General features: G+C 72.7%; 16 protein-coding genes and 1 pseudogene. 6 read left to right on the top strand and 11 right to left on the bottom strand.

Features of this window, described 5'->3' with window-relative positions; all coding sequences use genetic code 11:
• The 5 genes from helR to ACIWQI_RS13640 all read right to left on the bottom strand — a co-directional run bounded on the left by helR (window position 1) and on the right by ACIWQI_RS13640 (window position 6,522).
• Window positions 1–2,130, bottom strand: a complete 2,130-nt coding sequence (helR, locus tag ACIWQI_RS13660) for an RNA polymerase recycling motor ATPase HelR (protein ID WP_396658208.1) — start codon at window positions 2,128–2,130, stop codon at window positions 1–3.
• 108 nt (window positions 2,131–2,238) lie between these two features.
• Window positions 2,239–3,600, bottom strand: a complete 1,362-nt coding sequence (locus tag ACIWQI_RS13655) for an FAD-binding oxidoreductase (protein ID WP_396658206.1) — start codon at window positions 3,598–3,600, stop codon at window positions 2,239–2,241.
• Window positions 3,601–3,656: 56 nt separating this feature from the next.
• Window positions 3,657–4,865, bottom strand: a complete 1,209-nt coding sequence (locus tag ACIWQI_RS13650; RefSeq protein ID WP_396658204.1) for a cysteine desulfurase-like protein — start codon at window positions 4,863–4,865, stop codon at window positions 3,657–3,659.
• Window positions 4,866–4,874: 9 nt separating this feature from the next.
• Window positions 4,875–6,080 (bottom strand): MFS transporter, encoded by a 1,206-nt coding sequence (locus ACIWQI_RS13645; protein WP_396658203.1) that lies wholly within the window; start codon window positions 6,078–6,080, stop codon window positions 4,875–4,877.
• A 40-nt stretch (window positions 6,081–6,120) separates the two neighbouring features.
• Window positions 6,121–6,522 carry a VOC family protein gene (locus ACIWQI_RS13640; RefSeq protein WP_396658201.1) on the bottom strand — a complete coding sequence of 134 codons (402 nt, stop codon included), beginning with the start codon at window positions 6,520–6,522 and terminating at the stop codon, window positions 6,121–6,123.
• Window positions 6,523–6,579: 57 nt separating this feature from the next.
• Between ACIWQI_RS13640 and ACIWQI_RS13635 the strand changes: the two genes are divergently transcribed.
• The gene (locus tag ACIWQI_RS13635; protein WP_396658199.1) at window positions 6,580–7,194 is read left to right on the top strand and encodes a GyrI-like domain-containing protein; all 615 of its coding nucleotides are present in this window, start codon (window positions 6,580–6,582) and stop codon (window positions 7,192–7,194) included.
• A 16-nt stretch (window positions 7,195–7,210) separates the two neighbouring features.
• Here ACIWQI_RS13635 and ACIWQI_RS13630 read toward each other — a convergent pair whose 3' ends face one another.
• From ACIWQI_RS13630 to ACIWQI_RS13620, 3 genes and pseudogenes are all read right to left on the bottom strand, one after another.
• Window positions 7,211–8,452, bottom strand: coding sequence for an alpha/beta fold hydrolase (locus ACIWQI_RS13630; protein ID WP_396658197.1), 1,242 nt, complete (start codon window positions 8,450–8,452; stop codon window positions 7,211–7,213).
• A 55-nt stretch (window positions 8,453–8,507) separates the two neighbouring features.
• Window positions 8,508–9,790: pseudogene (locus ACIWQI_RS13625) on the bottom strand (serine hydrolase).
• A 62-nt stretch (window positions 9,791–9,852) separates the two neighbouring features.
• Window positions 9,853–10,344, bottom strand: a complete 492-nt coding sequence (locus ACIWQI_RS13620; protein WP_396658195.1) for an Lrp/AsnC family transcriptional regulator — start codon at window positions 10,342–10,344, stop codon at window positions 9,853–9,855.
• Window positions 10,345–10,477: 133 nt separating this feature from the next.
• On the opposite strand from ACIWQI_RS13620, the gene ACIWQI_RS13615 reads away from it, so the two are divergent.
• Window positions 10,478–11,701 carry an NAD(P)/FAD-dependent oxidoreductase gene (locus tag ACIWQI_RS13615; RefSeq protein ID WP_396658194.1) on the top strand — a complete coding sequence of 408 codons (1,224 nt, stop codon included), beginning with the start codon at window positions 10,478–10,480 and terminating at the stop codon, window positions 11,699–11,701.
• 12 nt (window positions 11,702–11,713) lie between these two features.
• Here the strand turns inward: ACIWQI_RS13615 and ACIWQI_RS13610 are convergent, their stop codons facing one another.
• Window positions 11,714–12,196, bottom strand: coding sequence for a universal stress protein (locus tag ACIWQI_RS13610; RefSeq protein WP_396658192.1), 483 nt, complete (start codon window positions 12,194–12,196; stop codon window positions 11,714–11,716).
• A 140-nt stretch (window positions 12,197–12,336) separates the two neighbouring features.
• Between ACIWQI_RS13610 and ACIWQI_RS13605 the strand changes: the two genes are divergently transcribed.
• The 3 genes from ACIWQI_RS13605 to ACIWQI_RS13595 all read left to right on the top strand — a co-directional run bounded on the left by ACIWQI_RS13605 (window position 12,337) and on the right by ACIWQI_RS13595 (window position 16,138).
• Window positions 12,337–13,713: an MBL fold metallo-hydrolase RNA specificity domain-containing protein gene (locus ACIWQI_RS13605; RefSeq protein WP_396658190.1), complete on the top strand. Its 1,377-nt coding sequence runs from the start codon at window positions 12,337–12,339 to the stop codon at window positions 13,711–13,713.
• Window positions 13,714–13,778: 65 nt separating this feature from the next.
• Window positions 13,779–15,506, top strand: a complete 1,728-nt coding sequence (locus ACIWQI_RS13600; protein ID WP_396658188.1) for a GAF domain-containing protein — start codon at window positions 13,779–13,781, stop codon at window positions 15,504–15,506.
• A complete protein-coding gene (locus ACIWQI_RS13595; RefSeq protein ID WP_396658187.1) occupies window positions 15,503–16,138 on the top strand; it encodes a response regulator in 636 nt (211 codons plus the stop codon). The genes ACIWQI_RS13600 and ACIWQI_RS13595 overlap by 4 nt, the downstream gene beginning before the upstream one ends.
• Here the strand turns inward: ACIWQI_RS13595 and ACIWQI_RS13590 are convergent.
• Complete coding sequence (locus ACIWQI_RS13590) at window positions 16,119–16,847, bottom strand: universal stress protein (protein ID WP_396658185.1); 729 nt, start codon at window positions 16,845–16,847, stop codon at window positions 16,119–16,121. The genes ACIWQI_RS13595 and ACIWQI_RS13590 overlap by 20 nt on opposite strands.
• Window positions 16,822–17,373, bottom strand: a complete 552-nt coding sequence (locus ACIWQI_RS13585) for a hypothetical protein (protein ID WP_396658183.1) — start codon at window positions 17,371–17,373, stop codon at window positions 16,822–16,824. Before ACIWQI_RS13585 ends, ACIWQI_RS13590 begins: the two co-directional genes overlap by 26 nt.
• 231 nt (window positions 17,374–17,604) lie before the next feature.
• On the opposite strand from ACIWQI_RS13585, the gene ACIWQI_RS13580 reads away from it, so the two are divergent.
• The gene (locus ACIWQI_RS13580; RefSeq protein ID WP_396658181.1) at window positions 17,605–18,108 is read left to right on the top strand and encodes a flavodoxin family protein; all 504 of its coding nucleotides are present in this window, start codon (window positions 17,605–17,607) and stop codon (window positions 18,106–18,108) included.

The following is an 18,108-nucleotide window of genomic DNA, read 5'->3' as shown; positions in this document are numbered from 1 at the left end:
TCAGCTCGTCAGGACGACCAGCTGCTGCGTGGCCCGGGTCATGGACACGTACCGGTCCACGGCGCCGGCGATCCCCTCCCCGAACCGGTCGGGGTCGACCAGCACGACCAGGTCGAACTCGAGCCCCTTCACCGTCTCGGGCGTGAGCGCGCGCACCCGCGGTCGCGGGGTGGACGGCGACGCGCCGATCACGACGGCGACGCCCTCGGCGTGCCCGGCGAGCCACTCGTCGAGCACCGCGTCCAGCTCCCCGGTCCGCCCGCGGCGCACGGGCACGCCCGACTCGCGCAACGAGGTCGGCACGTTCGCATCCGGCAGCGCCGCGCGGATCACCGGCTCCGCCTCGGCCATCACCTCCGCCGGCGTGCGGTAGTTGACCGTCAGCGACGCGAGCCGGATGTCGCGCAGCCCGACACGCTTCAGCCGCTGCTCCCATGACTCGGTGAACCCGCGGCGCGCCTGCGCGCGGTCGCCGACGACGGTGAAGCTGCGCGAGGGACAGCGGGCCAGCAGCATCCGCCATTCCGCGTCGGTGAGCTCCTGCGCCTCGTCGACGATGACGTGCGCGAAGGGCCCCGCGAGCACGTCCGGGTCTGGTCGTTCCAGCACCGCCTCGTCCACGAGGGAGTTGCGGAGGTCTTCGCCGTCGAGCCACTGCATCAGCTCGTCGCCGGCCTCCTTGAAGCGCTCGACGACCTCTCCCATGTATTCGCGCTCCGCGGCGAGGGTCCTCTCGTGCCCGCGGCGACGACGGGATGCCTGCGGGTCGCCGAGCCGCCGGCGGGCGGCGTCCAGCAACGGCAGGTCTGCGGTGGTCCACGCGCGCGGATCCGCGCGCTGCAGCAGCGCGACCTCGGCGGCGCTGAGCCAGGGTGCGCATCGGCGCAGATACGCCGGCACCGACCACAGGTCGGCGACGAGCACGGCTGCGTCGACGAGGGGCCACGCCCGCTGGAACGCGTGCCTCAGGCCGGCGTTCTGCTCCAGCGCGCGCCGCAGCAGGTGCGGGGGCACGACCTCCTCGTCGACCTTGTCGGCGAGGATGTCGAGCACGGTCTCCCACACCTGGTCGCGCGCCTCGTTGTGCGGCGCGCCGGGCTCGGCCGAGGCGAAAGCCTCCGTCCAGTCCGCGGCGGTGAGCGGGAGATCGGCCCACGGGGTGTCGACGAGCAGGGTCTTCCGCGGCGGCTCTTCGTAGAACGCCACGGCGGGCTCGATCGCATCGACCATGCGGGCATCCGCCTTCAGCCGGGCGACCGCCTCGTGCGTCTCGACGCCGGCGTCGGCGCCCTCCGCCACGAGCGAGCGCAGCATGCAGGTCTGCACGCTCTCCTCGCCGAGACTGGGCAGCACGTCTCCGACGTAGTCGAGGTAGGGCTGATGCGGGCCCACGAACAGCACGCCCCCGCGGCCGGCGCCCAGAGCCGGATCCGCGTAGATGAGGTACGCCGCCCGATGCAGCGCGACCACGGTCTTCCCGGTGCCGGGGCCGCCGTCGACGATGAGCGCGCCCGTCGAGTCGGCACGGATGATCGCGTCCTGGTCGGCCTGGATCGTGGCCAGCACATCGCGCATGCGCGGCGACCTGCTGGCGCCGAGGCTCGCGATGAAGGCGGACTGGTCATCGAGGGCGGCATGGCTGGTGGCCAGGCCCTCGGGCGTGAACGCCTCGTCCCAGTAGTCGGTCACGCGCCCGTCGGTCCAGCGGTAGCGGCGGCGGCTCGCCAGGCCCATCGGCGTCGTGTGCGTGGCGGCGAAGAAGGGCTCGGCTGCCGGTGCCCGCCAGTCCACCAGGAGCCGGCGGCCGTCGCTGTCGGTGAGCCCGAACCGGCCGATGTAGACGGGCGCGCCGTGCGCGGGCACGATGCGGCCCAGGCACAGGTCGCGTCCGTAGCGGCTCAGCGCGCGCAGACGCGCGGAGAGCCGGTGGACCTCGAGGTCACGGTCGAGCGCGGCCTGCCCCCGCCCGCCGGGCTTGCGGCGCTCCTCGGCGAGGCGGTCGTCGAGGGCGGCGACATGCTCGTCGAGCGCCCGCGAGACGGCCGCGAAGTGCCGCTCGTCGTCGGCGGTCAGACGCGGGTCCGCCTTGGCGGCCAGGTCGGGCGGAAGGTTGAAGGCGCTGTCGGTCACGGATCCCTTTCCCGGCGCGCTGATTCCACGCGCGATCAGCGATTCTGCCCCACGGGGGGACTCTTGCCGCAAGGCGCCCCCGGTGCGGGATAATGGAAAGGGCCGGGGTCAGAGCACCGCGCCGGGGTTGAGGATCCCCTGCGGATCGAGTGCCTGCTTGATGCGCCGGTTCAGTTCCAGCACATCCTCGCCGAGGTAGTCACCCAGCCACGGGCGCTTCAGCCGCCCCACGCCGTGCTCGCCGGTGATCGTTCCGCCCAGCCGCATCGCCAGGCGCATGACCTCGTCGTACGCGACGTCGGCGCGCGCCCGCGACGCCGGATCGGCCGGATCGAACACGAGCAGGGGATGCGTGTTGCCGTCGCCGGCGTGCGCGATCACCGAGATCTCCACCCCCGTGCGCGCGCCGATCTCGGCGACCCCCTCGACGAGGTCGCCCAGTCGCGGCAGGGGCACGCCCACGTCTTCGAGCAGCAGCGATCCGCGCTTCTCCACGGCGGGGATCGCCATCCGCCGGGCCGCGACGAACGCCTCGCCCTCATCCGGGTCGTCGGTGACGTAGCACTCGGTCGCCGCGTTCGCGGTGCAGCACGCCTCGATGGCGGCCATCTCCTCGGCGGCCAGGCTCGCCGGTTCGTCCGACTGCACGACCAGGAGAGCTGCGGCCTCGCGATCCAGCCCCATCCTCGTCTCGTCCTCGACGGCGCCGATCGCGACGCGGTCCATGAACTCGAGCATCGACGGGCGCATGGTGCGGGTGATGTCGAGCACGGCCTGGGTGGCCCCCGTCAGCGTCGGAAAGCTCGCCACGAGCGTGGTCGGCGTGCGCTGCGCGGGGATCAGACGCAGCACGACCTCGGTGATGATGCCGAGCGTGCCCTCGCTGCCGACGAACAGCTTCACGAGCGGGAGTCCCGCGACATCCTTCAGCCGGGGGCCGCCGAGGCGCACGGCCCGGCCGTCGGCGAGGACCACCGTCATCCCGAGCACGTAGTCGGTGGTCACCCCGTACTTGACGCAGCACAGGCCGCCGGCGTTGGTGGCGACATTGCCGCCGATCGAGCAGAACTCGTAGGACGACGGGTCGGGCGGGTACCACAGCCCGTGCACGGCGGCGGCCGCCTTGACCTCGGCGTTGAGCGCGCCGGGCTGGACCGTCGCCATCCGCACCACCGGGTCGACCACGACGTCGCGCATGCGCTCGACCGAGACGACGATCGCACCGTCGACGGCCGAGCTTCCGCCGGAGAGCCCCGACCCGGCGCCGCGGGGGATGAGCGGGATGCCGGCGGCCGCTGCGAACCGCACGGTCGCCTGCACGTCCTCGGTGCAGGTCGCCCGCACCACCGCGAGCGGCACACCCGCCGCGGGGTCGTTCGCGCGATCGCGGCGGTAGCCGTCCATCGCGGCCTGGTCGCTGACCACCGCCCCGGGCGGCAGGGCGGCGACGAGGTCGTCGAGCTGCGGCATGCCCCCAGTCTGCCGTGCCCGCCCGCGGGTCCGTCCCCGCCGCGCTTTCGCCGTGCCTAGAGAGCGGCGGCGAGGCCCTCTGCGAGCCGGTCGACCTCGGCGTCGTCGTTGTAGGGTGCGAGACCGATGCGCAGCCCGGCGTCGATGCCCAGTGCACGTGCGGGCTCGTAGGCATAGAACGTGCCCGAGGGCGCGTGCACCCTGCGCTCGGCCAGCACCCGGGCGACGTCGTCGCTGTGCCGGCCCGGGAACGTCGCGAACAGGGTCGGGGTGCGATGCGCCGCCCGCGAGTGCACGACCACCCGGTCCCCGAGCGCGGCGAGGATCTCCTCGATGCGGCGGCGCAGGCGCAGCTCATGCGCGTCGAAGACCTCGTACGCGGCGACGATGCGGGCGCGGCGCGGCGCGGCATCCATTCCGGCGGGCGCCATCCCCGCGATGAAGTCCACCGCCGCGGTCACCCCCGCCAGCTGCTCGTACGGCAGCGTGCCGAACTCGAAGCGCTCGGGCACGTCATTGGTCGACGGCAGCAGCTTGTCGGGGGTGATCGTCTCGAGCAGGGCGGGGTCGGCGGCGAGCATCGCGCAGTGCGGCCCGAAGAACTTGTACGGCGAGCACACGAAGAAGTCCGCACCGAGGGCGGCGATGTCGATCGCCGCGTGCGCGGTCAGGTGCACGCCGTCGACGTACACGAGCGCGCCCACCTCGCCGGCGCGGGCCGCGATGCGGGGCAGGTCTGGACGCGTGCCGATGAGATTCGACGCACCCGTGACGGCGACCAGGCGCGTGCGGTCGTTCACGACCTCGTCGAGCTCGTCGTCGAGGCGCAGGTCGGCGGTCACCGGGTCGGTCGTGAGCCGGCGCAGCGTCGCCCCGGTGCGCTCGGCGGCCTGCACCCACGGCCGCACGTTCGCGTCGTGGTCGAGCTCGGTGACCACGATCTCGTCGCCCGGGCCCCAGTCGCGGGACAGGTGCCGCGAGAAGTCATAGGCCAGCTGGGTGGCGCTGCGTCCGTGCACGATGCCCTCGGGCTGCGCGCCGAGCAGGTCCGCCCCGGCTGCCCGGAATGCGGCCACGGCATCCTCGGCGTTCTGCTCGGAGAGGATGCTCGTCCCGCGGTTCGACAGCGGACCGGTCAGCGTGGCGGCCATCGCCGCCCCGACCGCGGCGGGGGTCTGGGTGCCGCCGGGCCCGTCGAAGTGTGCGATGCCGGAGGCGAGCGAGGGGAAGGCGGCGCGCAGGGCCGAGACATCCAGCTGGGTCATGTCCCGAGCCTATGAGGCAGCCGGCGACCGCGGCCGCAGGAGGGCCATCGGCACCGTGAGCACCGAGATCGTCGCCGCCGCCAGCAGCGCGATCGGGAAGCCGGTGCCGGTGGCGATCGCGCCCACGATCACCGCGCCCACACCGGTGCCCAGGTCGAAGCCGATGTTCCACGCTGCGCTGGCGGTCACCTGGTCGCGACGGGGGACCGCGGCGAAGGCCATTCCGAGGGTGAGGTTCTGCAGGGCGCCGTAGCTCAGGCCGATGAGCGCCATGCCGATCAGCAGCGCCGCCGCGCGGCCGGGCCCCGCCGCCGACCAGGCGCACAGCGACAGCCCTGCCACCGTGCTCAGCACGCTCGGCAGCAGCAGCCCGCTCGGCCCGTATCGGTCGGCGAAGTGCCCGGCGCCCCACCGCGTGAGGGCGGCCAGACCGGTCAGCAGCAGCAGCGCAGCCATGGCGAGCACGGCGTCCGTGGTCAGCTGCGGGACGAAGGTGAGCATCGCGCCGCCGGCCAGCGTCACGCCCAGCAGCAGCACGACCGGCGGCGCGAGCCCGGCGAACCGGCGCAGTCCGCGGTGCAGGTCGGGATGCTGGAGTTCGGGATGCTGCGGCAGTGCATCCAGCCGCCGCCCGAGACGATACGCGGCCACCAGGCCCAGAACGGGAGCCGTCGCCGCGAGGAACACGACGGGGTAGCCGAGGTGTTCGGCCGCCCACGGGGCGAGAGGCAGCAGCAGGACCTGCGGTGCGGCGATCGCCAGGCCGAAAGCGCCGATCGCCCGCCCGCGGCGGGGCGGCTCGATGAGCTCGGCGATGGCGCTGCTGCCGGCGACGGTCAGGATCGCGAAGCCGGCGCCGCGCACGGCGGCGAGTGCCAGCACGAACCACAGCGCATCCGAGAGCAGGTGCAGCAGCGCCGGGGCACCCAGCAGCACGAGTCCGGCTGAGAGCACGAACGCCCAGCCGAGGCGGCGCAGCAGGCTCGGCACGGACAGCTGCACCGCGACGGTGGCGAACATGAAGACGCCGGTGACCAAGCCCACGCCGGTGGCGTCGGCGCCGCCCTGCGCCGCCCACATCGGGGCGACCGGCATCAGCAGGGCGTAGCCGGCGAACCCGGCTGCGACCATGACGAGCAGTGCCGGGATCCCGGGTGCACGCCAGACCGATGCCTCGGCGGCGGGAGTGGGTCTGTCGTCTGGAGCTGTCGGCACGGCATCCAGTCTGCCCGGTGCACCACCGGCGCCAGGCGGTTCAGCCGCCTTCGTACCCGATCAGCCAGGTCACGCCGAACCGGTCGGTGACGGTGCCGTCGTGTGCGCCCCAGGGGCGCTCCTGCAGCGGGTCGATCACCATGCCGGTCTCGGCGAGAACGGCGAACCAGCGTTCCAGTTCAGCGGGTTCTGCGGTGCCGAGCAGGGCGAACAGCAGGCCCTCGACACGCAGCGCGGTCTCTCCGGGTCCGGCGTCGGAGGCGAACAGCGTCACCGGCCCTCCGCTGAGCATGCCGTGCGCGATGTACTCTCCGGGGCCGTCTTCCCGCCCGAACTCCGCGAAGGTGTTCATGCCCGCCTCGCCGCCGAAGAGGTCGCGGTAGAACTCGAGCGCCGGGCGGGCGGTGCCGGGAAGGATGAGGTACGGAGTGAGTCCGGTCATCCGCCGAGGGTACGCCTTCGCTCCGACGCGCGTGCCTCACCGCCCTACGATGGGGCCGTGCGGATCGACCTGAAGAAAGAGATCCCGACCTACAGCGCGCCCCGCGGGCGGTTCGAGGTCGTCACCGTCCCGCCGCTGCAGTACCTCATGATCGACGGTCATGGCGACCCGAACACGGCGCCGGAGTACGCGGCGGCCGTCAGCGCGCTGTACCCGGTCGCGTACGCGCTGAAGTTCGCCGGCAAGCGCGAACTCGACCGTGACTACACCGTGATGCCCCTCGAAGCGCTGTGGTGGGCCGACGACATGACGGCGTTCACGACCGCCCGCGACAAGTCGCGGTGGGACTGGACCCTCCTGAACCTCGTGCCCGACTGGATCACGCCCGGGCAGGTCGAGGTCGCGCGGGAGCGCGCCCGGGCGAAGGCGGATGCCGCCGCGCTCGCAGCGCTGCGACTGGAGACGCTCGACGAAGGGCTGTGCGTGCAGACGCTCCACATCGGGCCGTACGACGCCGAGGGTCCGGTGCTGGCCGAGCTTCACGACGTGTTCCTGCCCTCGCAGCGCCTGCGCCCGACCGGAAGGCACCACGAGATCTATCTCAGCGACCCGCGGCGTGCGGCCCCCGAGAAGCTGCGCACGATCCTGCGCCAGCCCGTCGCGACCGCCTGAGGCGCCGTGTCGCGCGTCAGCGCACGCGCCGACCGCGCGCCAGGTCGATGAGGCGTGCGAGGACGTCGCCCGATCGCAGCCCGCTGTGCTCGTGCTCGCTGGTGATCCACGGGGTGACGCCCGGCATCAGCCGCGCGGTCTCGAGCGAGAACTCCAGCGGCACGTACACATCGTTCACGTAGACGGCTGCGGCCCCGTGGGCACCTGACACCTCGATGGCCGCGGCGTCGTAGAGCCGCGGCCATTCGTGCTCGGCCAGGGCGAGCGTCACCTCGCGCCACGGCTGCAGCGCCGGCACCGTGTCGAGCCACTCTCGGCGCACGTGCTCGCCGGTCAGCAGCGTCGGATCGTCGCGGAAGTCGTCTGGCTCCACGCGCTCGGCCGACCAGCGGGTGGCGAAGCCGTCGGCGTAGCTCGACTCGTGCAGCACCAGATACAGGGGGTTGCGGGCGTCGTAGGGCATCGCAGCGGCGAAGTCGTGCCGGAACGCGTTGGAGCGGGGGTCGCGCTCCAGCAGCGACCACAGCTGCTGCCAGCCGTCGTTGGAGCCGAGCAGGTGCCCGAGCGAGCGCACCCGTGAGACCGAGACCACCTCGCCGCCGGGCAGCACGAGCCCGCCGGCGGCGGCGAGGTCGGCGATGCGGCGGATCGCGTCGCGGTGCGCGGGGAACCGCCGGTAGTAGGCCTCCGATGCCGTGCGCATCTTGTCGTAGGTCAGCGCGTAGACCTCGTCCGGATGCGTGCCGACGGCGCTGAGCCCACCGGTGAAGTAGACCCTTTCGAGCGAGGCGGCGTCGGTGGACAGATAGGCGAGCGTGGTGAACCCGCCGAACGACTGCCCCAGCACGCTCCAGGTCGCCGCGCCCAGCTCCTGGCGCAGCGCCTCGGCGTCGCGCACGATCGCGTCGGCGCGCAGGTGCGTCAGGCGCTCGGCGAGGTCGTCGCGCTCGAGATCGTCGTCGCCGACCGGGGTCGACAGGCCGGTGCCGCGCTGGTCGAGCAGCACGACCCGGTGCTCCTTGAGTGCCGCATCCAGCCATGACGGCGCCGCCGGCGCATGGAACGCCCGCGGTGCCTCGTGCCCCGGTCCGCCCTGCAGGAAGACGAGGTGAGGCAGGTTCTCGCCGCCCTCCCGCGTGACGACGGCGGCATGGATGTCGATGGTGCGCGAATCCGCGTCGTCACCCCATACCAGCGGCACCGTGAGGGTGTGGTCGTCGACGGAGAGGTCCTGCATGCGGCGGGTGGTGACAGGCATGGCTTCACAGTAGACCGACCCCTGCGCCACCTTCTGACCGGCGGGTCGTGCGCGGTCAGTGGGTCGCTCGCACGGCGTCGAACGCGAGGTCGCCGATCAGGACGCGGGTCGGCGCCTGGGCACCCGCCGATTCGAACTGCATCGGGGCCGTGAGGATCGCCGCGTCCGGATCGCCGTCGAAATGCCAGGTCTGCTCGAACCGGTCGTCCGCGATCCGGACCGCCGAGACCGGCACGGCGCGGGGTCCGATCGTGTACACGAGGCGGTCTCCCCGCGCTCTGATGTCGATCTCCCCCAGGGCGGGATGCCGGTAGACGCCCTCGTACCACGCGAGGGGTGGGTGCACCGGCACGTTCTGCGGGGCACTCGCGACCTCATCCCGCGCGGCGACCAGCTGCTCCACACGCGCCACGTAGTCGACGGGCTCCCGCCCCTGGATCAGGTCGAGTGCGTACTTGCTCACCGGACCCGCAAGGCCGCCCTGGTGGGCGAGGTTCGTGAGCACGATCACCCCGATGCGCCGGTCGGGGTCGAATCGCACCGCCGACGTGTAGCCGTACGTCGTGCCCCCATGCTCGATGATGCGCCCCTCCGGCAGGGCGTGCACGAGCCACCCGGTCGCGTAGCCGATGCGCGCCGGCCCGTCGCCGTGCATCATCCCCTCGGCGAAATCGCCGAGGACCGGGAGGAGACGAGGGCCCCCGCCCCGGCGACGCCGGCGGGAAAGCGCGCCGGCTCGAGCACGCGCATTCCACCGTCGGCGATCTGGTGGCCGCGCGTGGTGTCCGTCGAGGCGTCCAGCCCGTCCGCCCTCGCGGAGGTCGCCGTCATGCCGAGCGGTTCGAGCAGCAGCTGTTCGACGGCATCCGGCCAGTCCTGCGTCCCTGCGATCTCGGCGACGATCTCGCCCGCGACCAGGTGCGGCACGTTCTGATACGCGAACTCGTCCCTGAAGCCGGCCACCGGCTCGATGTGCGCGAGCGAGGCGATGGCCGCATCGGCCTCGAAACCGAGTGCGCCCGCCAGATCGGCCGCATAGGCCGGCAGCCCGCTGCGCTGGGTGAGCAGATCGCGGATGCGGAATTCGGCCGTCACCCAGGGGTCGGCGAGCGCGAACCCCGGATGGCGATCGACGACGCGGTCGGTCCAGGCGAGCTCCTCGGCGTAGCGCTGCCAGTCCCGGGCGATGGATGCGAGATCGGCCTCCGACCGGGGCGGCTGGGCGCCGCCGGTGCAGCCGACAGTCAGTCCTGTCGCGGCGAGCACCGCCAGACCTGCGACGACCCTGAGCCTGAAACCCGCCACCGTCACGCGCACATCACCCCGGCTACGACCCATCCACTCGCTGCCCGAGCCTATCCGGGCGCGGGCAGTCGGCGTCCTCCGCTGCGCCGGGGTCCTCAGTTCTCCGCGTCACCCAGCGGCGACCGCCCCGGGACATGGGCGAAGATCACGCTCGTGTTCGTGGCCGCGACCTCCTCGCGGACGCTGAGCGTGTCGGAGACCAGCTCGCGCAGCGCGGCGGCGTCACGCACCGCGACGTGCAGCAGGAAGTCGCGGTCCCCCGCGACGAAGTACACGTGGCGGGTGGCGGGCAGGCGCTCCAGGTACGCCTGGAACCGGCGCAGGTCGCCGCGCGCGTGGGCGTGGAGCCGGATGGCGATCAGGGCCTCCAGACCCAGGCCGAGCGCCGCCGCGTCGATCGACGCGTGGAAGCCGGTGATCACGCCGGAGGCGATGAGGGCGCGCACGCGCTTGTGGCACGTCGACTCGGCGATCCGCGCGCGGCGCGCGAGCTCCGTGTTCGACATCCGGGCGTCGTCGTGCAGCGCGGCCAGGATCGCGCGGTCGATCTCGTCGAGATCTCTGCGTGCGGATTCCGCCTCCGGCATCCCTGTTCCCCACCCTTCGAGAAGGATTCCGCTCGTGTGTGCGGTCTCTTGCGACGATTCTTCCCGATGCGCTCCACATCTCGTCGATTTCTGCAGAATCGTCGGAGAAGAACGTCGTCGGAGAGGACAGCGCATGGCAACGTCGGTCGTCGTCGGAGCGGGGATGCTGGGGCTGGCCACCGCCTGGCACCTCCAGCAGCACGGCGTCGAGGTGACCGTCGTGGACCGCAGCGGCGTCGCGGCGGGATCGTCCTGGGGGAACGCCGGCTGGCTCACGCCCGGAAAGGCCATCCCGCTCGCTGACCCCAGCCTGTGGACCTACGGGCCGAAGGCGCTGCTGGACCCGGATGCCGCGCTGCACGTCCCCTTCCGCGCCGACCCCGGACTGTGGTCGTTCCTCGCGCGGTTCGCGGCGCACGGGACGACGCGGGCGTGGAACCGCACCATGGCGGCCCTCACGCCCATCGACCGGATGGCCCTGGCGTGCTTCGACGAGCTCATCGACGGGGGCGTCGACTCCTGGACGCAGGAGGGCCCGTTCGTCATCGGGTTCACCGCCGAGAAGCACTCCCGGGGCTTCCTGCACGAGATCGAGGGGGTCATCCGGCACGGACAGGACGTCCCCTTCGAGCGCCTGGATGACCCGCAGCAGCTCGTGCCGCAGCTGTCGGACGCGGTCTCGGTCGCGTACCGCCTGGACGGTCAGCGATTCTTCGAGCCGGGGCCGTTCGTGCAGGCGCTCGCCGACGCGGTCGTCGCGCGCGGGGGAGTGCTGCGCACCGGCCACGCGGTCACGGCCGTCGATGGCGGCGCCGCCCCCGCGGTGACGCTCGACGACGGTGAGCGGCTCACCGCCGACTCGGTGGTGGTCGCCACGGGCGCGTGGATGCCCCAGCTCGCCCGCAGGCTGGGCGTGCGCACCCGCGTGCAGGCCGGACGCGGCTACTCGTTCAGCGTGAAGACCGACCCGCCGGTGCGCTATCCGGTGTACCTGCCGTTCCAGCGCATCGCATGCACCCCCTACCAGGGGCGCTTCCGCATCGCCGGGACCATGGAGTTCCGCCGGCCCGACGAGCCGCTGCAGCCACGCCGCATCCAGGCGATCATCAACCAGGCACGCACCCTGTTCCGCGACATCGACCTCGACCAGCGGCAGGACGAGTGGGTGGGCTCGCGGCCGGTCACCCCCGACGGCCTTCCGCTCGTGGGCGCGACGCGCGCTCCCGGTGTGTACGTCGCGGGCGGTCACGGCATGTGGGGGATCGTGCTCGGGCCCGCCAGCGGCAAGCTGCTCGCCGAGCAGATCGTCACCGGCCGCGTCGACCCCGCGATCGCACCGTTCGACCCGCTGCGCTGAGCCGATCGCGGCTCACGCCGGCTCGGACTCTCCAGCGGGAGCATCTTCGCCGCCGAGGCCGTCCCCGTGGACGATCAGCACCGGGCAGTGCGCGTGCGCAGCGCACGCACTGCTGACCGACCCCAGCAGCAGACCGCGGAATCCGCCCAGCCCCCGGCTGCCGAGCACGAGCATCCCGGCGCCGCGGCTGAGCTCGACGAGGGTTCTCGCCGGCGGTCCCGGCAGCACCGTGCACACCAGGCCGGCGGGCGGCTCGGATCCGAACGCCTGCTCGACCGCGGCGTTCAGAACCGCGCGCGCGTCCTCCTCCGGCGACCATTGCGCCACCACATAGGGGCCTGCCAGCCGCGGAAACGCCCACGTGCTGATGGCCTCGATCGGCGCATCGAAGGCGGCGGCCATCCGGGCCGCGTACCGCAAGGCGGCGACCGATGACGCCGATCCGTCGACGCCGACGATCACTCGGTCCGCCTCGAGTTCTGCGCTGTCGTTCATGACTCCACCGTCACCCCCCGCGGCGGCGGGCGACGGGACGAAGGTCACACCGGTGCGCCCAGACCGGCGGGACCTTGGACCCGGTCCCTGCACACGCGTCGGCCGAGGATCAGCCCATCAGCCGCAGAAGGAGCCGGACCGTGGTCTCTCATGAGCATGCCGCGACGCTGCAGTTCCTCGGCGCCGCCGACACTGTCACCGGCTCGCGCTTCCTCATCCAGAACGGGCCGACGCGGCTGCTCGTCGACTGCGGGCTCTTCCAGGGGTACAAGGTCCTGCGCGAACGCAACCGCGCGCCGTTTCCCGTGCCTGCGTCCACGATCGACGCTGTCGTGCTCACCCACGCGCACCTGGACCACTCCGGCTATGTGCCTGCGCTCGTGCGGGACGGCTTCTCCGGGCCCGTGTACGCGACACCGGGCACCGCCGACCTGGCGCGGATCATGCTTCCCGACAGCGGCCGCCTCGCCGAAGAGGAAGCCCGTCGCGCCGCCCGCCGCGGCTACTCCCGCCATGCCCGACCCCAGCCGCTCTACACGGCCGCCGACGCCGAGCGGAGCCTGGACCGCTTCGTGCCCGTCGACTTCGACTGTCCGCTCGCGGTGGGCGACGGCATCCGCTTCACCCTCATCCCCGCCGGGCACATCCTCGGTGCCGCCGGTGTGCGCGTTGAGGTGGGCGGGCGGTCGGTGCGGTTCACCGGCGACCTCGGGCGTCGGGACGATCCCGTGATGCTGCCTCCGCGTCCGCTCGAGCATACGGACGTCCTGGTCGCGGAATCGACCTATGGCGACCGCCTGCACCCGGCCATCGATCCCGAGGACGAGTTGGCGGACATCGTCCTGCGCGTGCTCAGGCGCGGGGGTGTCGTGCTGATCCCGGCGTTCGCCGTCGGGCGCACCGAGACGGTGCTCTACCACCTCTCCCGGCTCGTGGATGCCGGGCGCATCCCCGCCGTCCCGGTCTTCCTGAACAGCCCGATGGCCATCGATGCGGCATCCATCTACCAGCGCTACCCGGGCGAGCACCGGGTCGACGCACAGCGGCTGCGTCGCATGTACGAGCTGGCCACGCTCGTGCGCGAGGTCGACGAGTCGAAGCTGCTCAACCTGCGCGGCGGCCCGATGATCATCGTGTCGGCCAGCGGCATGCTCACCGGCGGCCGCATCCTCCATCACGTCGCCGCCTACGGGCCCGATCGCCGCAACGCGATCGTGCTGACCGGCTATCAGGCCGGCGGGACGCGCGGTGCCGCGCTGCTGAGCGGGACCCGGAGTCTGCGCATCTTCGGAGAGGACGTGCCGATCCGCGCGGAGATCGTCTCGATCGACGGGATGTCGGCCCATGCGGACGCGGATGATCTCTTCGAGTGGATCGCGGCCGTCGACTCGTCGCCCGACATCGTCTACCCCGTGCACGGTGAGCGCGACGCGGCCGACGCGCTCCGTGCGCGGATCAAGCGCCGGCTCGGCTGGGCGGTGCGCGTTCCCGAGCACCTCGAGCGGGTGACGCTCTGAGGCGATGGCGGTGGGACCTCGCGTCACGTTATCTTGGCCTCGAAGCGCCGAGAGACGAGGCGAACGTGGACGCGAAGGGCGGACTGTCGTTCCCTGACGGACCGCGTCAGGGGCTCGACCAGGCCCTGGCAGACCTCCTGGCCCAGGCTGAGCGCGTACGCATCACCCAGGGACGTCTGCGCGCCCTGCTGAGCGCCACCCAGGCTGTCGTCGAGGAGATCGATCTGCCCTCGGTCCTGAGGCGGATCGTGCAGGCGGCCCGGTCGCTGGTGGATGCCGAGTACGCCGCGCTGGGGGTGATCTCCCCCGAGCGGGACGGACTCGAGGAGTTCGTCTACGACGGGGTGTCCGATCAGGAGGCGGCGATGATCGGCCGCCTGCCGGTGGGTCGCGGCCTGCTCGGGGCGCTGATCACCGACCCGCGGACGATCCGGCTCGAGCACCTGAAGGACGACCCCCGCTCCGTCGGGTTCCCGGCGCACCATCCGCCGATGGACTCGTTCCTCGGGGTCCCGGTGCGCATCCGCGGCGAGGTCTTCGGCAACCTGTACCTGACGAATCGACGCGACGGGCTCTTCACGGAGGAGGACGCCGAGCTCATCGAGGCGCTCGCGACCACGGCGGGTTTCGCGATCGAGAACGCCCGACTCCTGGAGCGGGCACGCACACGGGGACAGTGGATGGAGACCGCCGCGGGCCTCTCTGCGGCGCTGCTGTCATCGCCCACCGAGACGGCGCCCGACCTGATCGCCGGCCGCATGTTCCAGCTCCCGCGCGTCGACAAGGTGGCCGTGCTGCTCACCGGCGACGATCCGGCGCAGCTGCAGATCGCCGCGGCCCGCGGTGCCGACGAAGCCCGGCTGCGCGGCCTCGTGCTCGATGCCGACAGCACGTGGGCGGGAGCGGCGCTGCGTTCACCGAGCGCTGCCGCCCGCAGTCGGGAGCCGTCCGAACCGGATGCGCTCCGCGTGGTCAGGGATGGGACCGCCGGCCCCGTGCTCCTCGCCGCCCTGCGCACCCCCTCACGGCTGTGGGGGGCGGTGTGCGCCGCGCGCGACCCGGACGGGGCGCGCTTCTCCGCCACGGAGATCGAGGCGGCATCGCACTTCGCATCGCGGGCCGCGATCGCGCTGGAGCTGGCCCACGCCCGGGCGGACGCGCAGCGGGCCATGCTCGCCGACGACCGCCGCCGCATCGCACGTGATCTGCACGATCATGTCATCCAGCAGCTGTACGGCACCGGCCTCGCGATCCAGGCGGTCGCGGGCAGCCTCGATCGCGGTTCCGAGACGGATCGGCTGGACGAGTGCATCGCTCAGCTCGACGACGCGATCTCGCAGATCCGCACCATCGTCTTCGCGCTGTCACATCAGGACGACAGCTCGCTGCGCCACCGGGTGCTCGATGTGGTGGCCGACCTGTCCGGCTCGCTGCCGCGGCCGCCGGCGATCCGGTTCACCGGTCCGGTCGACCATGCCGTCACCGGTGCGCTCGCCGACGAGGTCGTCGGGGTCACCCGCGAGCTGCTCAGCAACGCCGTCCGCCACTCCGGCGCCGACCGGATCATGGTCGAGGTCAGCGCCGACGGCGACCTGCTGACCGTCCTCCTGCAGGACGACGGGGTCGGCATCCCCGAGGACGGCCGCCGCAGCGGACTGCGCAACCTGGCTGAGCGGGCAGCCGCGCGTGGGGGAGCCCTCGCCATCCGGTCGGCGAGCGGAGAGACATCCGTCCGGTGGAGCGCACCGCTGAGCGCCGCGTCGCGCGGCCGCGCGGAAGGGGGCTCGCGGTGATCCGCGTGTTCCTGGTCGACGACCACGAGATCGTCCGCCGGGGGATCGCGGATCTGATCCGTGCCGAGTCCGATCTCGAGGTGGTCGGCGAGGCATCCACCGTGCGCCAGGCGACCGGCCGCATCGAAGCCACCGCGCCGGATGTCGCGCTGCTGGACGTCCGGCTCCCGGACGGCAGCGGCATCGACCTGTGCCGCGACATCCGCTCGCGCCTGCCCTCGGTCAGGTGCCTGATCCTGACGGCCTACGACGACGACGACGCCGTGTCCGCCTCCGTGCTGGCCGGCGCTGCCGGGTACGTGCTGAAGGACATCGGCGGGTCGAACCTGATCGGTGCGATCCGCGCCGTCGCGGAAGGCCGGTCCCTCATGAACGCGGCGGTCGCGCGCCACGCCGCCGCGCGGATCCGCAGGCGGGCCGACGACGACGATCCGCGGCTCGGCTCGCTCAGCCTGCGGGAGCGGCAGATCCTGCGGCTCATCGCCGACGGACTGACCAACCGCCAGATCGGCGGACAGCTCGGCATCGCCGAGAAGACCGTCAAGAACTATGTGTCGTCGCTGCTGAACAAGCTCGGTCTGCAGCGTCGCACCCAGGCGGTCGCCTTCCAGATCACGCACGACCCCCGGTGACCGGGACGAAGGCGACCGGGCACGGCGCCTGCCGTGCGATCCCCTGCGCGACCGCCCCGAGAAGCTGGTCGGCGTACGGACCGCGGCGGTGCGTGCCGACGACGATCAGCGACGATCGAGGCCCGAAGCGCAGCAGGGCGGCCGACCTGCTGTCGCGGATGAGTTCGCACAGCACGTCGACACGGGGGTGCGTGCGGCCGACCGAGGCGGCGGCCGCGGCGAGCGCGCCGCGATGCTGCTCCATCGCCTCGTCCGGGGTCTGCCCCGGGTGATCGGATGCCTCGCCCGGCGCGCGCGGGAAGGGCGGGGTCGGCATGAGCCAGGCGTGCACGAGACGCATCGGCACGCGGTCCGCCTCCGCCTCCCGTGCGGCGAACGCGAGGGCATCCGCGGACGAGTCGTCGTCGGCCACGCCCACGGTGACCGGGTCGGCTGTCGCGACCCAGCCGGCCGGAACCACCACGACCGCGACGGCTCCGAACGGCAGCGTGGCGATGCCCGGAACCACGGCAGGGGAGGCGCGCCCGTGGTCGACGCCGACCACCAGCAGGCCGCCGGGGGCGGCCGTGCCTTCGGGGGCGCCCTCGCCCCCGGGGTCCGCGCTCAGGATGTCGATCCGCGCCTGCCCGCGACGCGCACGGGATGCCGCCCACTCCAGCGCCGAGCCGGATGCAGCGGAGCCGTCATCGACGACGAGGAGCCGCTCCATCGTCGAGCGTCCCTCCTTCGGGCGGGCGCCCGCCCGCCCGAGCGTGCCTGACCGGCCCGTCCAGCGGCCGCACCACACCCAGCCCGAGCAGGACGAGGCCGATCTCGACCATGCCGGCGACGAAGTAGACGGCTTGCAGCACGCTGAACGGGATGAAGACCATCTGCACGAAGATCCAGATCAGGGCGGCGAACCCCGCCGCCGCCGAGCCCAGCCCCGCGCGCCGGTGGTGCCGCAGCACCATCACGAACGCGACCAGGTGCACGCCCCCGAGGACCATCGCGAGGATGACCCCCGGCACGATGTACGAGGTGAACGGCGACCCTGCAAGGTAGTCCGCCGGCGGGACGAGCACCGACCGCAGTCGCGGATCGAGGCTGCCCGCGATCAACGCCGCCCCGCCGGCGAAGGCCGTCAGCGCCACAAAGAGCTGGATGACGAGCAGAGGGATCCGCACCCATCCCGACCACATGCGCGCGCCGGCCCCCGTGTCGCGCACTGCCGGGACTGCCGATGTCGTATGCATGGGATGCGTCTCCCTCTGTCCGCACGGCGATCCCATCACCGCATCCGGCGTCACGCCGGGACCTTCGTCCTCTGACGCACGCGGCGATCGTCACCGGCTGGGTGGCGGTGCACCTGCTCGCGGATCGGACGCGGCGCGACGTGCACGGCCGCACCGAGCGGTCACCTCGTAGGCCGACGCCGTGTGACTTTCGTCCCGAGGGGCGGCGCCCGAACCGGGCACGGTGGTGACATGCGCGCACTGGTCGTCTACGAGTCGATGTTCGGCAACACCCGCCAGGTGGCCATGGCAGTCGCCGACGGGATGGCCGACGGCGCCGACGTGACGGTCACAGACGTCGCCGACGCGCCCGACCGGGTGCCCGACGACGTCGAGCTCGTCGTCGTCGGCGGTCCGACGCACGCGTTCTCGATGTCGCGCGCGCCCACACGGCAGGACGCCGTCCGGCAGGGCGGTGCGATGGCGGATGCCGCGACGGGCATCCGCGAATGGCTGCACGCGCTGCCCGCACCCACGCGGCCGTGCTCCTTCGCGGCGTTCGACACCAGGGTCGACATGCCGCTGCTCCCCGGAGCGGCCTCGCGCGCCGCCAGCCGCGTGGCCAGGAAGCTCGGCTTCTCGATGATCGATCCCGTGAGCTTCCTCGTCCAGGGCTACCAGGGGCCTCTTGTGGAGGGCCAGCTCGAGCGCGCGCGCGACTGGGGCCACGGCCTGACCGAGCGCCTGGCCGGCTGA

Origin of the sequence: Microbacterium sp., assembly GCF_044508325.1 — a bacterium.
Taxonomy (GTDB): Bacteria; Actinomycetota; Actinomycetes; order Actinomycetales; family Microbacteriaceae; genus Microbacterium.
The sequence above is the reverse complement of the archived record's forward strand: the minus strand, read 5'-3'. Positions and strand labels throughout refer to the sequence as shown.

Bases quoted from the DNA above. Each gene is read 5' to 3' on its own strand.
- ACIWQI_RS13590 (WP_396658185.1), bottom strand. From the start codon at position 16,847: ATGGAGCGGCTCCTCGTCGTCGATGACGGCTCCGCTGCATCCGGCTCG.
- ACIWQI_RS13630 (WP_396658197.1), bottom strand. From the start codon at position 8,452: ATGCCTGTCACCACCCGCCGCATGCAGGACCTCTCCGTCGACGACCAC.
- ACIWQI_RS13610 (WP_396658192.1), bottom strand. From the start codon at position 12,196: ATGAACGACAGCGCAGAACTCGAGGCGGACCGAGTGATCGTCGGCGTC.
- ACIWQI_RS13650 (WP_396658204.1), bottom strand. From the start codon at position 4,865: ATGACCCAGCTGGATGTCTCGGCCCTGCGCGCCGCCTTCCCCTCGCTC.
- ACIWQI_RS13615 (WP_396658194.1), top strand. From the start codon at position 10,478: ATGGCAACGTCGGTCGTCGTCGGAGCGGGGATGCTGGGGCTGGCCACC.
- ACIWQI_RS13580 (WP_396658181.1), top strand. From the start codon at position 17,605: ATGCGCGCACTGGTCGTCTACGAGTCGATGTTCGGCAACACCCGCCAG.
- ACIWQI_RS13640 (WP_396658201.1), bottom strand. From the start codon at position 6,522: ATGACCGGACTCACTCCGTACCTCATCCTTCCCGGCACCGCCCGCCCG.
- ACIWQI_RS13655 (WP_396658206.1), bottom strand. From the start codon at position 3,600: ATGCCGCAGCTCGACGACCTCGTCGCCGCCCTGCCGCCCGGGGCGGTG.
- ACIWQI_RS13620 (WP_396658195.1), bottom strand. From the start codon at position 10,344: ATGCCGGAGGCGGAATCCGCACGCAGAGATCTCGACGAGATCGACCGC.
- ACIWQI_RS13585 (WP_396658183.1), bottom strand. From the start codon at position 17,373: ATGCATACGACATCGGCAGTCCCGGCAGTGCGCGACACGGGGGCCGGC.